The following is a 15,434-nucleotide window of genomic DNA, read 5'->3' as shown; positions in this document are numbered from 1 at the left end:
ACCCTGCCCGCCGGCACTGACGGAAGAGCGTGAACAGCCCATGGGGGAGACCGCGAACCCGACCTCCGCGGCGGTCGGCGAGGTCCTGGCGTGCCTGGCCGGCCGGCGTCCGACGCTCAGTCCGTCCGTCGCCCGCCGCTGGCCCGCCCTCCACGCGGGCACCGGGCTGACGGTGGTGGCACGGGCCGACGCCGCGCGCGAGGCGCTGGGCGATCCACGCCTGGTCGTCGGGGACGGCGACGGCAGGCTGCCCGCGCTGCGGATCAGCCCGCACGACGACCTCGACGCGGTGTTCCGGGCCATGCCCAGCCTGCGCGACGGGTCGGCACACGCCCGGCTGCGCCGCCTGGTCGCGCCGTACTTCACCCGGCGCCGGGCGTCGGCGGCGCGCGCCGCCATCGCCGAGGCGGTCGAGCGGACGTGGCCGGCGGACGCCGGCGAGGGCTTCGACTTCGTCAGCGGCTACGCGGACCGCCTGCCGGTGCGACTGGCGCTCCTGGTCATGGGACTGCCCGCCGGGGACGCCGACGAACTGGAGCGCTGGGCGCGGCTGCTGCGCGACCGTATCGGTCCCGGAGCCGGCCCTTCGGGGGAGGAAGCGGACGCCCTCGCCGGCGAACTCGCCGCGCTGCGGCGGTACGTGAGGGGTGCCCTGGCGGCCGCGGACGGCGGGCCGCTGTACGCGGTCGGCGAGGCCGTGCGGACGGGGACCGCCGACGAGGCAGAGGGTTTTGCGCTCTTCGTACTCCTGCTCACGGCGGGGCTGGAGACCCTCAGCCAGGCGTTGGCCCAGGCGGCGCACCGGGCCGCAGCCGAGCCGGAGCTGCTGGCCCGGCTGCGCGAGGAGCCGGACCGGGCGCACGACGCCTTCCGTTCCACCCTGCGGGCCGCGAGCCCGCTGAGGATGCTGGCCCGGCGGGCGGCCTGCCCCGCGTCGGTCGGCGGCCTCGCCCTCCCGGCGGGGCAGACGGTGGTGCTGCTGCTGGCCTCCGCGCTCGCCGGCGAGGACGCCGGCCCCGGCCCCCGCACGGGCCCGGAGGCCGCCCTCGCCTACGGGCACGGCCCCCACATCTGCCTGGGCATGCACCACGCCGACCTCGCGGGCGCGGAGTTCCTGCGGTTCCTGGCCGGGCGGCCGGGAAGGCTCGCCCTTCTGCCGGGTGCCGTGCCGCACCGGTCGCCGGCGGTCCAGGGCTGGTCCCGTCTGCCGGTGCGCGAGCTCCCGCCGGAGCCGGAGCCGGAGCCGGACCCGACGCCCGCGCCGGGCGGCCGGGAGAGCGCCCACGACGGCGCGAACCGTCCCGCGGGGGGCGAGTGATGTCCGAGCACGGCAGGGGAACGGCGGACGACGCGCGGGGCGCGGCCCGGACGGGACGGGTGGCCGCAGCCGAGGCGGAGCACGGGGTCGAGGCGGACGGCACGGCCGGGACCGGAGCGCCGGGCGGGCAGGAAACCGCCGCCGAGGAGAAGGCCACCGCCGAGCAGGAAGCCATCGCCGGGCAGGAAGCCGCCGCCGAGGCGCGGGCGCAGGAGCGGCTGGCGTCGGCGGCGCGCATCGCCGGCCAGCGGATGACCCTGGTGCCCCCGGGCCTGCTGACCGCGCTGGCCGTGGTGCTCGCGGCGGTCGCGGGCCTGGTGTCCTGGGCGGCGATCGGCACGGTGCAGTCGACCGTCCGGCTGGAGGGCGTGCTGGTGCACGGCAGCGGCCCGAGGCCGGTGGCCTCCCCGGTCACCGGAACCGTACTGAGCGTGGACGTCGCGCCCGGCGACGCGGTGCGCTCCGGCCAGCGGGTCGGACAGGTCGCCGTCGCGGGAGGCGGCACCCGTGCGGTCCTCGCACCCGTCGACGGCAGCGTGCTGGGCATCGTCTCGGCTCCGGGCACGGCGGTCTCCCCGGGCACGCCGGTGGTGTCCGTGGATAGCGGCTCGGGGGGCCTGCGCGCCTGGATGTTCCTCGGCAGCGACCGCGGCTTCCCGGTGACCGAAGGGGCGGCGGTCAGCGCCCAGTTGTCCTCCGACCAGTCGGCGGTCTCGGTGAGCGGCGAGGTCGGCTCGGTGGGGCGCTACCCGGTCACCGCCGCGGAGGTCAGCCGGATGCTGGGCGGGCTGTCCGCCTCCCTCGCGGTGAGCGGGCACGGCCCGTATCGCCTGGTGACGGTGGACCTCCACGACGCGCTGGTCGCCGGCGCGGCGCGGATCGGGCTGGGGAGCGGCGACGTGGCGTCCCAACTCCCGGCGCTGGTACCGGTGATCGCGCGGGTCCGGACGGGATCGGTGCACCCCCTGGACGAGCTGACGGGAGGGCACTGGTGAGCCGCACCCTCCGCGTCCCCTACGTGCCGCAGGCCGAGGAGACCGACTGCGCGCCCGCCTGCCTCGCGTCCGTGCTGGCCTGCCACGGCCGGCGCGTGCCGCTGCGCGACCTGCGCGAGGCCACCGGCGCGTCCCGGGACGGCGTCGACGCGCTGACCTGGCTGCGCGCGGCCCGGGACCAGGGTCTTCGAGCCTCGGCGGTACGGATCACCGTCCCGTGGCGCGACGGCGTCCCCGACCCTTCCGGCCTCGCTACGGTGGCGCTGCCGGTGGTGGCGCATCTCGCGGACGGCCACTTCGTCGTGGTCGAGCGGGTGCGCGGCGACCTGGTGACCGTCGTGGACCCCGCGATCGGCCGGCACCGGATGCCGTTCGCCGAACTGGCACCGGAACTGAGCGGGGTGCTGCTGACGGCGCAGCCGGGCGCGGAGTTCACCCGGGGCGGGCCGCGCGGCACCGCGGGCCGGCGGCTGGCGGCGGCGCTGGCCGCCCAGTGGCCGGGCGTCCTGTGCGCCGTCGCGCTGTCCCTGGTGGGCGGGGCCATGTCCCTGCTGCTGGCGATGGTGTTGAAGCTCCTGGCCGCGGACGCGGTGTCGGGAGGGTCCGGCGGCGGGCTGCGGCTCTACGCGGTCACGGTGGCCGTGGGCCTGGTGTCCGGGCTGGCGGTGGCCGCGCAGAACCAGCTCCTGGGCCGTCTCCAGGTGCGCCAGTCCCTGACGATGTCGGTGGACCTGGTGTGGCGGCTGCTGCACATCGACGGACGGACCCTGCTGCGGCGCGACCCGGGTGCGATGGCGGCCCGGGCGCAGGCCGTCGACGCGTTCAGCCTGGGCCTCGTGCACCAACTGGTGCCGGCGGCGGGCGCGGTGGTCAACGCCGCCCTGCTCGGCACGGTGATCGTGCGCGAGGACTCCGTGGTCGGCGGCCTCGCGGTCGGACTCGGCCTGCTGGTGGTCGGGGTGCCGCTGACCAGCTGGCGGCGCCAGTCCGCCGCCGCGCTGGTGGAGGCCCGGCTGACCGCCTGCCGGGACGCGGCGGGCTTCGCGGCGCTGAGGGCGCTGGACGCGGTCAAGGCGGGCGGCGGCGAGGCCGAGGTGACCGGTCGGTGGAGCAGCCTGCACGCGGTCGCGGTGCGCGCCACGTCGGTGCACAACCGGCAGCAGCAGACGCTCACCGCCCTGCCGGCGGTGCTGACCGTGGGCGCCTCGTCGCTGGTCGTCCTGGCCGCGGCGCCGCGCATCCTCCACCTGCACATGACCCTCGGCGCGCTCTTCGCGGTGCAGAGCCTGACGGGCGGGTTCACGGCGGCGGCCGCTACGGCGGTCGGCGGGCTCCTCGCGGTGCCCGGACTGCTCACCCGCATCGGGCTGCTGGACGACCTCCTCGCCGAGCCGTACGACCCGTCCGCGGTGCGGACCGTGGAGCCGGACACCGGTGCGCGCGCCGGGGGCTCGTTGCGGATGGAGCAGGTGACGGCCGGGTACGCCCCGGGCCGGCCGGTGCTGCGCGAGGTGGACCTCGACGTGGCGGCGGGGGAGTGGGTGGCGATCACCGGGCCGACCGGTGCCGGCAAGACCACGCTGGCGCGGCTGGCGGCGGGGGTGCTGGCCCCGCTGACCGGCCGGGTGCTGCTCGACGGCCGGCCGTCGGACGAGAGGCCCAGGGGCGAGCTGGTGCGGAGCGTCGCCTGGGTGGACCAGACCATCGAGCTGTTCGCGGGAACGGTGGCGGAGAACGTGGCGCTGTGGGACGAGACGGTGAGCGACGAGGCGATCGAACGGGCCGTCCACGACGCCTGCCTGGACCGTGTGGTCGAACTCCGGGGCGGCTGCCACCGGGCGGTGGTCGACGAGGGCGGCGCCAACTTCAGCGGCGGTGAGCGGCAGCGCCTGGAGATCGCCCGGGCGCTCGCCTGCGACCCGTCGCTCCTGGTCCTCGACGAGGCGACGGGCGCGCTGGACCGGGCCGTGGAGCAGCAGCTCTTCGCCCGGCTGCGGCGGCGCGGCGTGACGGTCGTGATGCTGGCCCACCGGCGCTCGGCGGTGCGGGCGTGCGACCGCGAACTGGTCGTGCGCGAAGGCCGTGTGACGCCGTCCGGCCCGGCCCCTACGGGTCCGCCCGGCGGAACGCCGCCCGCCGGCCGGTCCGCCACCGGCCCGCTGGCCGGGGCGCGAGCGGCGAGGGTGGGCGACCGGTGAGCGCCGCGGCTTCGCCCCTCTCCCCGCTGGACCGGTTCCGGGCCGGAGCCCCGGTGTCCGCCGCCCCGCCCCGCGGCTGCGTCGAGGAGGTGGCGGCCCACCTCGGCGCCGCCCCCGCGGCGGACCGGTCCGGGACACGGGACGAGGAGGGCCCGGCGGACGTCCAGGGCGCCTTCGAGGCGCTCGGGCTGCGAGCCCGCGTGGTGACGCTCGCCGACGACTGGCACCGCACCCCGCTGCACCCCCTCCTCGGCTACTGGCGGGACGGCTCGCCCGTCGCGCTCCTGCCCCGCGGGCGCTCCTTCCGGCTGGTCCTGCCGGGCCACGGCGCGATCGGGCGGGTGGACGCGGCCACCGCCGCCGACCTGACGCCGTGGGCGTGGGAGGTGACACGGCCGCTGGAGGCGCGCCGGGCCCGGGACCTGGCGGCCCACGGGCGCAGGCGCGGGGACCTGGCCCTGCTGCTGGCCGCCGGCCTGGCCGCCGCGGTGCTCGGCGCGTTCCTGCCGTCGGCGGGCGCCCTCGCCCTGTCCGCGGTGCTCGGGGACCGTACCGGACTCCTCGGCGAGCTGGCGGTCCTGGCCGGCTTCGGACTGGGCGTCTACGCCGGCCTGGTCTGGCTGCGGAACCTGGTGCTGGCCCGGCTGGAGTCCTACGCCGAGGCGGTCCTCGGGCCCGCCGCCCTGGACCGGCTGCTGCGGACGCGGGCTTGGCGGCTGCGCGAGTACACCGCCGGCGACCTCGCCGTGCGGGTCGCCGGAGTCGACGCGGTGCGCCAGATGCTGGGCAACACCACCTTGTCGGCCCTCCTGAACCTGCTGTTCGGCGCCGCGAGCCTCGTCGTCGTCATCGTGCTGGCGCCGCTGCCGAGCCTGCCCGCCCTCGCCCTGGTACTCGCCGCCGCCGCCCTCTCCGGCTGGTTCGGCATGCGCCAACTCCGCCATGACCGCCGGGTGTTCGCGCTCTACGGGGAGGCGTCGTCGACGCTCCTGGAAATGCTGCGCGGGCTGGACAAGATCCGGGTGGCCGGGCGGGAGGAACGCGCCTTCGGCCGCTGGCTGGAGGTGTTCGCGGAGCAGAAGCGGCAGGACCTGGCGGCGGTGGGCTGGCAGTCCGCCGCCAGCGGGCTCACGGCGGCCCTTCCGGGCCTGCTCTACGCCCTGCTGCTGGGGGCGCCGCTGCTGCTGGGGACCGCGTACCCGGGCGCCGGCGGCCTGCTGGCCCTCAACATCGCCCTGACGCAGTTCATCGGCTCCGTCGGCCAGGCCGGGCGGATCGCCACCGCCGTCTTCGGCGTGGTCCCCGTCGTGGACCGGCTGCTGGAGGTGGTGGGGCTGGAGGCGGAGCCCGCCGGCGCCGCCGTGCCCCCCGCCCGCCGGCTGGCACTGCGCGGGGTGGGCGTACGCGCCCCGGGCGGCGCGGCCCTGCTGCGGGGCGTGGACCTGGACGTCGGACCGGGCGAGTTCGTCGGCGTGGTCGGAGCCTCCGGCGCCGGGAAGTCCACGCTGGTCCAGGCCCTGCTCGGCCTGGTCCCCCTGGCGGAGGGCGAGGTGCGCTTCGACGGCCGCCGGCTCGACGGCCTCGATCCGGTCTCGGCACGGCGCTCGCTGGCCGCGGTGCTCCAGGACGCCACCGCCACCGGGACCGACATCCGCAGCACCGTCGCCGCCGGGCGGCCCGGCATCGACGACGCCGCGGTGTGGGCGGCCCTCGACGGCGTCGGACTGACCGACGAGGTGCGGGCCATGCCGCTGGGCCTGGCCACGCCGGTGGGCGCGGGCAACCGGATGGTCTCCGGGGGGCAGCGCCAGCGGCTGCTGGTGGCCCGGGCGCTGGCCGGCCGGCCGCGCCTGCTGGTCCTGGACGAAGCCACCAGCGGCCTCGACCCGGCCACCGAGGTCGCGCTGCTCGGCCGGCTGGCCGAGGCCGGACCGGGCCGGATCGTGGTCACCCACCGGGTCGAGTCGCTCGCCGCGGCCGACCGCATCCTCGTGCTGGAGGACGGCCTGCCGGTCGCGGTGGGCCGCTATGCGGAACTGGTCACCGGCTGCCCGGCGTTCGCCCGCCTGCTGGATCCGGTGGGCGCGGCGACCGGACGGGAGGGCGCGCGATGAGCAGCCTCCCCTCCCCGCCCGGAGCCGCCGCCCCGTCCCCGTCCGGAGCCGCCGCCCCGTCCCCGTCCGGCGCCGCCTTCCCGTCCCCGTCGGGTGCCGCCTTCCCGTCCCCACCGGTCGCCCGTGCCGTCACGGCACCCGGAGCCGGTCCGGTGCTGCGCGGCCTCGGCGACCTGGCCGACGTCCTGGCGACGGTGATCGCGGCCGGCGCCCCGCCGGCCGACCGCGCCGCCGCCGGCCCGGCCGCGGTCCTCGACGACGCCGCGCGCCGTCGGGCCGCGCAGTGGGCCGCGGCGGCCACGGGGACCTCCGACCTGGACGCCCCCGCGGTGCGCGCCGCGGTGGCGGCCGGGGCGCTCGGCGCCGGAGACGTCCTCGCGGCGCACGCGGGGATCGACCCCGCACGGCTGACCGCCCTGCCGGCCTGGGCCCGGGAACTCGCCCTCCTGCTGCGCGCCCTGCCGGACCGTTCGACCGGCGACGACGGGCTGTGGGCGCCGCAGCGGTGCATGCGGGAGGCCACCCGCATCCTGCTGCTCGCCGACCTCGCCGCCCTGCGGGCGGCCGGCCGCGCGCCGGAACTCACCGAACGTGCCGAAGCGGACCTGGCCGCGCAGGGCGCGGACCGCGTCCTCGCGCACTGCGGGCCGGCCCTCGACTTCGACCTGCGCTTCCTGCGGCCCGCCGAGATCGACGGCTCGCGCGGCGACTGGTGCCGGCGGCTGGCGGCGCTGCCGGTCCTCGGCTTCCTGGTCGGCACCGCGGTGCGGCAGTGGCGGGCCGCCACCCGGGAGATGCTCACCCGGCTCGCCGCGGACCGGGACGTCCTTGCCGAGGGCCTGTTCGGACAGGTCCGCGCCGCCGCCCTGGACCGGGTCGCGGCCGACGCCGGCGATCCGCACGACGACGGTCGGAACGTCGCGGTGCTCACCTTCGCCTGCGGCCGGCGCGCCGTCTACAAGCCCCGCGACCTGAGCTGCGCCGCCGCCTTCCTGCGGTTGCTGGACGAGACCGCCGACGCGTTCCCCGACCGCCCCCCGCACCGCCGCCCCCTCCTGGCCCGCGACGGCTACGCCTGGGAGGGCTACGTGGAGCGCGGCGCGTGCTCGGCGCCGGACGAACTGGCGGACTACCCGCGGCACCTGGGCCGCCTGATCCGGCTGGCCACCCTGGTGCAGGCACGCGACCTGTGGCAGGACAACCTGCGCCCCTGCGGCGCCCTGCCGGTCGTCCTGGACCTGGAGACGGTCATGCACCCCGTGTTCGCCACGGGCACGGACGACCCGGTGGAGGCCGCGCTGGCGGACACCGCGCTGCCCACGGGCATGGTGACCGCCCCGGTGCTGCTGCGCCCCGGCGGCCCCGCGGTGGACGTGGGAGGGTGCAGCCCCGCCGACCGCAAACCGGTCCCCTTCCGGCCGGAGGTGCCGCGGCTGAGCGAGCACGGCCGGGACCTGGGCCTGCTCGACGGCGCGCTGACCTGGCAGCCGGAGAGCATGGCCTGGTACGGCGACCAGGTGCTCGACCCGCGCGAGCACACCGCCGCGGTCGCCGCCGGCTACCGGGAGGCGGACACCGCGCTCGCCCGGTCGGCGGAACGGCTGACCGCGCCCGGCGGCGCGGGCCACGCCTTCGACGGCACCACGGTCCGCGTGATGTGGTCCAGCACCTGGGCGTCGTTCACCACGATGCGCGCGGCGGAGGCGCCCCAGGCGCTGACCGGCTTCGAGCGGCGCGAGGCCGTCCTGGCCCGCGTCCTGCGGGCCGAACTGGCGCACGGCGCCGACCCCGCCACGCCGGCGACGGCCGGCCGGATCGCCCTGGCCGCGGCCTCGGTCGCCGACCTGCGCCGCCTGGACGTGCCGATCTTCCGCACCGTGGTGGGCGGCACCGACATCCTGACCTCGACCGGCCGACGGGTGCCGGGCCTGCTGGCGCCCGGCGGCGGGGCCGCGCTGCGCTCCCGGCTGCTGAGGGCCCGCCAGGGGCCGGACCCGGTCGGCGACGCCGTCCTGCGGACCTGCCAGCACCTGGTCGACGTCCACACCGGCCACCGCCGCCCCGTCCCGCCGCACCCCGCGCACCCGCCCGTCGGAGCGGACGACGACGACCTGCTGCGGCTGGCCGGGCACCTGCTGGACCGCGCGCACCGGGCCGCGATCCCGGACAGCGGCGGCGGCTCGCACTGGATGGGGCTGCGGCACGAACCCGCGCTGGGCATCACGGTGCTCGCCACGGACGGCGCCGCGCCCGCGGCACTGCGCCACGCCGCCGAGGAACTGGCCCGCGCGCGGGCCGCGCGGGACCGCCGCGGCTCCGGACGGGCCCAGGCCGCGCCCGGCGAGCCCGGCGCGGCGCCCGGGCGGTACTGCGCGCTCGGCAGCGACGCCCTCCTGGCGGCGGGCGAGCGCGCGGCGGCCGCCGCGGCCTCCCCCGGCGGCGCCGCCGGGGAGCGCGGCGCGGCGCGGCGGACCCTGCGGGAGATCGGGTGGGAGTTCGCGGCCCGCGCCGCCCACGGCTCCTGCCTGCCCGACCGGACGGCGGCCGAGGAGCACCAGCTCGGCGCCGGCGACGGCCTGCCCGCCGTCGTGCTCGCCCTGCTGCGCGCCGCCGGCCACCCCGTCCCGCCCCCTGCCCGGACCCCCTCGTCCGCCGGACCGACTTCACCCCCGAGGAGCACACGATGACGGAGAGAACCCCCGGCCGCAGGGTGGTGCGGTTCCGCCCTCATCTGGCCGTGGACGTGGTGCCCGGCGAGGCGGTCTACCTGTTCGCCGAGGACACCGCCTACGCGGTGCACGGCTCCGCGGTCGTGGACCTGGCCCCCTTCCTGCTCGGCAAGCACACCGAGGACGAGATCGTCACCGCCCTGTCCGCCGACCACGCCCCGGAGATCGTCTACCACGCCCTGGGAAGGCTCCGCGCCCGCGGCTACGTGGTGGAGGCGGACGCCTCCCTCAACCCGGCCGAGGTCGCCGCCTGGGAGACCGCCGGCTTCGACGGCGAGGCGGTCCAGCCGCTGCTGGAAGCACTGACCTGCGAGATCAGGACGGTCGGGGAGGTGGACGCCGAGCCGCTGCGCCGGGCCCTGGCCGACGCCGGGGCGCGCGTCGTCGAGCACGACGCGGCGCTGCTGGTCGTACTCGCCGACGACTACCTCAACCCGCGGTTGGAGGAGGTCAACCGCTCGGCCCTGTCCTCCGGCCGGCCGTGGCTGCTGGCCAGGCCCGCCGGGGCCGCGGTGTGGATCGGCCCGGTCTTCGAGCCGGGCGCCGGCGGGTGCTGGGAGTGCCTGGCCTTCCGGCTGCGACGCAACCGGATGGTGGAGACGTACGTCGAGGAGCGCACCGGCCGGCGGTACGTACCGGCGCAGGCCGCCACCGCGACCGGCACCCTCCTCGCGGCGCACCTGGTGGCGCTGCGCGCGCTGCGGTGGGCCGCGCGCGGCGCCTGGACCGGTGGCGGCGACGGTGCCCCCGAGCCGGGCCACGGCCACGTGGAGGTGGTGCGGCCGCTCACCGCCGAACGCGTCGAACACCCGCACGCGCACCGGCCGCAGTGCCCGAGCTGCGGCGACCCGGGGACCCAGGCGCGGCGCGGGGAGTCCCCGATCGTGCTCGCGCCCTCGGTTCCGGCGGTCGCCCGCGACGGCGGCATGCGCGCCGTGGACGGCAAGGAGCTCATGACGTCGCTGGAGCGGCTCATCAGCCCGATCACCGGAGTCGTGTCCGGCATCGAGGAGTTCACCACCGAGGACCCGCGCATGCCCGCGGACCTCCTGCACACCTGCGTGGCCGGCCAGAACTTCGCGCTCGGCGCCACCGGACTCGACGCCCTGCGCGAGGGCATCCGCAGCCGCGCGGCGGGCAAGGGCACCACGGCCCTCCAGGCCCGCGTCGGAGCCGCGTGCGAGGCGATCGAGCGCTACTCGGGCCTCTACCACGAGGACGAGGCGCGGATCACCGCCACCTACCGGGAACTCGGCGACGCGGCCGTCCACCCCAACGCGGTCGCCGGCTACAGCGCGGCCCAGTACGCCGACCGGCAGCGCTGGAACAGCACCGGCTCCACGTTCACCGTGGTGGCCGTCCCGTTCGACGAGGACGCCCGGCTGGAGTGGTCCCCCCTGCACTCGCTGACCGGCGGCCCCACGCGCTGGCTGCCGACGATGCAGCTCTACTACTTCTACCCCAAGCACGCCCGGACGCTGTACGCGTGGGCCGACTCCAACGGCTGCGCCGCCGGCACCACGCCCGAGGACGCCCTGCTCCAGGGCCTGATGGAACTGTTCGAACGCGACGCGGTGGCGATCTGGTGGTACAACCGGCTGCGCCGCCCGGCCGTCGACCTGGCGTCGTCCGACGACCCCTTCGTCGCGCGCTGCGTGGACGCGTACCGTGCGGTCGGCCGCGAACTGTGGGTGCTGGACGTCACCAGCGACCTCGGCGTGCCGGCCTTCACCGCGGTGTCGCGGCGCGTCGACAAGCCCGTCGAGGACATCCTGCTGGCCTTCGGCGCCCACCTGGACCCCGCCATCGCCCTGCGAAGGGCGGTCTCGGAGCTCAACCAGTTCCTCCCGGCGGTGCTGGACGTCGGCCCGGACGGCGGGGGCTACCGCTTCCCCGACCCGGTCCAGATGCACTGGTGGCGCACCGCCCGGCTCGCGGACCACCCCTATCTCGCCCCCGACCCGGACGCCGCCCCGGTGCGCCTGGACGCCTTCCCCCGGCAGAGCGGCAGCGACATCGCGGTCGATCTGCGGCACGCCGTCGACCTGTGCACGAAGGCCGGCCTGGACGCCTACGGGATCGACATGACCCGGCCCGACATCGGCCTGCCGGTGTTCAAGGCCGTCGTGCCCGGACTGCGCCACTTCTGGGCGCGGTTCGGACCCGGCCGGCTCTACGACGTGCCCGTCCGGATGGGCTGGCTCGACGCACCGCTGCCGGAGCAGCAGCTCAACCCGGTGCCGATGTTCCTGTGACCGGCCCGGCATCAGGACGGCGCCCGGGCCCGTCCGGGCCCCGCCGATCCCCCCGCGCTTCCCGTCCGGGAAGCGCCCGACCCGTCGGGAGCCCCCGTTGACCATCTCCTCGGTCCCCACCGCGGCCGGCGCACTCGCCGTCGGCCTCTCCCTTCCCGCCCACTGGGAACTCGTCCGCGTCGATCGGAGGTTGGCGCTGCGCGGGCCCGGAGGCGCGGCCGACCTGGGGGAGACCGACGCCGAGGTGGAGGCGGCGCTGCGCGGGGCGCTCGCCGGCACGGCCGTGCCGGAGCGGGCCGAGGACGTGCTGCTCGACGACCCCGACCCGGGTACGGCCGTGGCCCGGATCGCCCGCTTCCGGCGCCTGCTCGCCTCGCTGTCCCCGCACGCGGTGCGCCATCTGCTCACCGATGACGGGGAGTTGGCACGTGCGGTGCCGATGACCGAGCCGGTGCCGGACGCCCCTGCCGACGTGGCGCCGGGGGCGGTCGTCCGGTTGTCGCGTGCCGTCGTGCTGCGCGCGGACCAGGGGGTGACGGTCGCCGAGACGGCGCTGCGGGGGCTGCGCGTCCTGGTGCCCGACCCCAGGGCGGTGGCGCTCCTGGGGACGTTGAGCGCGCCGGCGGTCTGGGACGCGCCGCCCGACCCCCGGTGCGGCCTGTCGCCGGAGGCCGTCCGTGAGGCGGTCCGGTGGCTCGCGGCCTTCGGGCTGCTGGCCGTCGCGGACGCGGACGGCCGCTTCGCGGAGGACCTGGGCCCGCTGGGCCAGTGGTCCGCGAACGACCTCCACCTGCACACCCGTTCGCGGCTCGGCTGGGACGACCGTCCGTACGGCGCCACGTTCCGGCTGCTGGGCACGACCGAGCCGCAACCCGCCGTCCGGGCCCGGCACTCCGGCCGCACGGTGGAGTTGCGGCGGCCCGCGCACCTGCGCGCCCGGCCCGACGAACCCTCCTTCAGCGAGGTGCTGGAAGCCCGCCAGTCCATCCGGCGCTACGGTCCCCGGGCGATGTCCGTCGGACAACTCGGCGAGTTCCTCTTCCGCAGCAGCCGCACCCGCGCCCGCTACGGCCCCTACCCCGAGCGCGGCATGCCCTACGAAGCGGCCGACCGCCCCTACCCGAGCGGTGGCGGCGCCCACGACCTGGAGGTCTACGTCACCGCCCACCGGGTGGAGGGCCTGGACCGCCGCGTCTACCACTACGACGCCTGGCGGCACCAGTTGGTCGAGGTGTGCGACGAGAAGCCGGTGATCGACGCGCTCGTGGCCACCGCCGTGCAGTCCAAGGGCGACGACGCACCCGACGCCGTGCTCACCGTCACCTCGCGCTTCTCCCGGCTGGCCTGGAAGTACGAGCGGATCGCCTACGCGACCACGCTGCGCAACGTCGGTGTGCTCTACCACACGTTCTACCTGGTGGCGACGGTGCTGGGCCTCGCCCCGTGCGGGCTCGGCGGCGGTGACGCCGGACTGGTGGCACGGGCGACGGGGAACGACCCGCTGGTGGAGGGATCGGTCGGGGACTTCGCCCTCGGCAGCCTTCCGACCGGGCGGTCGCTGGCCACGGAGCGGGACCGGACCCAGCGCGGCGACCCGCGGTGGACGGCCGGCCAGGCGCCCGAGTGGTGCCAGGTCCGCCGCGAGGTGATCGGGGACCATCCCCTGGACCTCGCGTGAACGGCGCGCCCCGGCGCGGCGCGTGGCACAGGGCGCCGACGCCCTGTGCCACCGCCGGGGCAACCATCCGGGGCGCCCGGAGGTCGAAAGGGGTGTCCCGAAGCCGTACTCCGTGAGTTCCTGGGGGAGACCGCATGATGTCCACGCACAGATGGCGACGATGGGCGGCCACCCTGGCCGCGGCCGCGGTCACCCTGGTCGGCGGGGCGCTGGCCACCGGCCCGGCCCACGCCGACGAGGGGTCCGCGCCGTACCTGTTCGCCGGGACGCCCGTCGGGCTCGCCGTGCCCGACGACGGTGACGGCCAGGTCAGTTGGGGGCTGGACTCGCAGGGCGCGACCCTCCACGACGTGCACGTCACCGTCGACATCACCGGCATCAGCTCCTTCGCCACCAGCTCGGACGACTACTGCGCGGGCGGCCTGTGCACCTTCGACAGGGGTGACGTCGGCCCGAGCGGCACCGGCGGCATCGTCGACATCCGGGCCCTGCCGGGCGCCGCGCTCGGCGCCGGAGGCACGGCCGTCATCACCGCGACCGCCGCCGGAGTGACGTTCGCCCCCTTCACCGTCAAGGTCACCGTCGGCAGGGTCGACCTGGTCGTCGACACCCTCCAGCGGATCGACGACGCCGCGCCCGGCAGCACCCTGACCGAGCCGCTCACCGTCGCCAACGTCGGCTCGCTGACCGCCGCGACCACGGACTACCGGCTCGCGCTCTCCCCGGGCCTGTCCTTCGCGACGCGCTTCCCGAACTGCGACTACACCGACAGCACCGCCGAGGGCTGGGAGGCGACGGTCGCGACCTGCCACTTCTCCAGGCCGGTCGAGCCCGGCAGGAAGTACCGGCTGTCCACCCCGCTGACGATCGGGGTGAAGAAGTCCGCGCTGCACGAGATCTTCTCCTACGCCCCGACGGCCACGTCCACCGCGGTGCCGGCCGCGCCGAGGAGCGCCGGCGCCGGCGACCTGACGCTCGTGCCGGACGGCAGCGCACCGTCGGGCGGCTCCGGTCGGCAAGCACAGCAGAACATCGACGCGGCCAACACCGCCGACATCGCCCTCACCGGTGACACCGCGACGGCCCGCCCCGGCGACACGGCCACGCTCACCGCCACGGCCGCCAACCGGGGGCCGGCCACCGTCGACCGCTACACGTTCGACGACGAACTCACGGTCATGGTCGACATCCCCAAGGGCACCACCGCCACGCAGGTGCCCGCCGGGTGCGTCCCGTGGGACAACGGCACCCGCGATCCCGCGCTCGGCGCGCCGCGGTACCAGTGCGACCTCGACGGCGTCTTCGACAGCGGCCACACGCAGAAGCTGACCTTCAAGGTGAAGGTGGGCGCCGACGCCCCGGCCACCACCAGCGGCACCCTGGTCGCCCAACTCGCCGACCAGGGGGCCCTTCCCTACGACGACCACCTCGCCGACAACAAGGCCGCCTTCACCGTGAAGGTGCCCGGCGGTGCCTCCACCGGCACCGGCTCCACCGGCGGTGCGGGCGGCGGCAACCAGGGCTCCACCCAGACCGGCACCGCGTCCGGAAGCTCCGGGGACTCCGGCACCACCGGCACCACGGGCGGCGGCGCCCCGTCCGCCACCGGCTCGCTCGCCCACACCGGCAGCAACGGCGCGATCCCCCTCGCCCTCGCCTCCCTCGCGGCCCTCGCCGTCGGCGGCGCGGCCCTCGCCCTCACCCGCACCCGCAGAACCCGCCCCCGACCCTGACCGCCCCGCCCGGCCGCCGCGGTCGCGGACATACCGGTGCCCGCTCCCGGAGTGCTCCCCGGACCGCGCCCGGTACGGGAGCCCGTGGCCCGGCGGCTGCTCCTGCGAGGGTGTGTCCTGACCTGCTTTGCCCGGGGCCCGGCGCGTCGCGCCGGGCCCCCCTTGCGTGCTCAGGACCTCCTGGTGCCGGCCGGCTTCCTGTTCCGGCGCCTGCGGCGTGCCGGCCGGGGGCCGAACGCCCCGATCAGGGCCGTTGCGAGTTGCAGGACCGCTCCTCCCAACTCGAGGTACTGACCTGCGGTGTTCATCCCTCGTCCTCCATGGTTCTCGTGCGCGTCCTTCCGCACCTGAACCTCGCAAGGCCGGATTTCTTGCACCAGCGGAGACAGCGTTCGTGCCGCGGGGCGGCAACAA

Annotated in this window: 8 protein-coding genes; all 8 read left to right on the top strand. The window is 77.1% G+C overall.

Annotated elements, in window-relative coordinates; genetic code table 11:
- Nucleotides 1–40 precede the first annotated feature (40 nt).
- The 8 genes from RVR_RS04455 to RVR_RS04420 all read left to right on the top strand — a co-directional run bounded on the left by RVR_RS04455 (nucleotide 41) and on the right by RVR_RS04420 (nucleotide 15,020).
- Nucleotides 41–1,318 carry a cytochrome P450 gene (locus tag RVR_RS04455; RefSeq protein ID WP_202232590.1) on the top strand — a complete coding sequence of 426 codons (1,278 nt, stop codon included), beginning with the start codon at nucleotides 41–43 and terminating at the stop codon, nucleotides 1,316–1,318.
- A complete protein-coding gene (locus RVR_RS04450) occupies nucleotides 1,318–2,313 on the top strand; it encodes a biotin/lipoyl attachment domain-containing protein (protein ID WP_202232589.1) in 996 nt (331 codons plus the stop codon). The genes RVR_RS04455 and RVR_RS04450 overlap by 1 nt, the downstream gene beginning before the upstream one ends.
- Nucleotides 2,310–4,511 (top strand): ATP-binding cassette domain-containing protein, encoded by a 2,202-nt coding sequence (locus tag RVR_RS04445; protein ID WP_202232588.1) that lies wholly within the window; start codon nucleotides 2,310–2,312, stop codon nucleotides 4,509–4,511. Before RVR_RS04450 ends, RVR_RS04445 begins: the two co-directional genes overlap by 4 nt.
- Nucleotides 4,508–6,625 (top strand): ATP-binding cassette domain-containing protein, encoded by a 2,118-nt coding sequence (locus tag RVR_RS04440; protein ID WP_202232587.1) that lies wholly within the window; start codon nucleotides 4,508–4,510, stop codon nucleotides 6,623–6,625. The genes RVR_RS04445 and RVR_RS04440 overlap by 4 nt, the downstream gene beginning before the upstream one ends.
- The gene (locus tag RVR_RS04435) at nucleotides 6,622–9,312 is read left to right on the top strand and encodes a type 2 lanthipeptide synthetase LanM (protein WP_202232586.1); all 2,691 of its coding nucleotides are present in this window, start codon (nucleotides 6,622–6,624) and stop codon (nucleotides 9,310–9,312) included. Before RVR_RS04440 ends, RVR_RS04435 begins: the two co-directional genes overlap by 4 nt.
- The gene (locus tag RVR_RS04430) at nucleotides 9,309–11,609 is read left to right on the top strand and encodes a TOMM precursor leader peptide-binding protein (protein ID WP_202232585.1); all 2,301 of its coding nucleotides are present in this window, start codon (nucleotides 9,309–9,311) and stop codon (nucleotides 11,607–11,609) included. Before RVR_RS04435 ends, RVR_RS04430 begins: the two co-directional genes overlap by 4 nt.
- A 97-nt stretch (nucleotides 11,610–11,706) precedes the next feature.
- Nucleotides 11,707–13,287, top strand: coding sequence for a SagB family peptide dehydrogenase (locus RVR_RS04425; protein ID WP_202232584.1), 1,581 nt, complete (start codon nucleotides 11,707–11,709; stop codon nucleotides 13,285–13,287).
- Between the two features lie 137 nt (nucleotides 13,288–13,424).
- A complete protein-coding gene (locus RVR_RS04420) occupies nucleotides 13,425–15,020 on the top strand; it encodes a hypothetical protein (protein WP_202232583.1) in 1,596 nt (531 codons plus the stop codon).
- The last annotated feature ends 414 nt before the right edge of the window (nucleotides 15,021–15,434 follow it).

This window comes from Streptomyces sp. SN-593 (assembly GCF_016756395.1).
In the GTDB taxonomy this organism is placed as follows: domain Bacteria; phylum Actinomycetota; class Actinomycetes; order Streptomycetales; family Streptomycetaceae; genus Actinacidiphila; species Actinacidiphila reveromycinica.
This window is presented reverse-complemented; position numbering and strand designations above follow the sequence as displayed.

Bases quoted from the DNA above. Each gene is read 5' to 3' on its own strand.
- RVR_RS04455 (WP_202232590.1), top strand. From the start codon at position 41: ATGGGGGAGACCGCGAACCCGACCTCCGCGGCGGTCGGCGAGGTCCTG.
- RVR_RS04420 (WP_202232583.1), top strand. From the start codon at position 13,425: ATGTCCACGCACAGATGGCGACGATGGGCGGCCACCCTGGCCGCGGCC.
- RVR_RS04435 (WP_202232586.1), top strand. From the start codon at position 6,622: ATGAGCAGCCTCCCCTCCCCGCCCGGAGCCGCCGCCCCGTCCCCGTCC.
- RVR_RS04430 (WP_202232585.1), top strand. From the start codon at position 9,309: ATGACGGAGAGAACCCCCGGCCGCAGGGTGGTGCGGTTCCGCCCTCAT.
- RVR_RS04450 (WP_202232589.1), top strand. From the start codon at position 1,318: ATGTCCGAGCACGGCAGGGGAACGGCGGACGACGCGCGGGGCGCGGCC.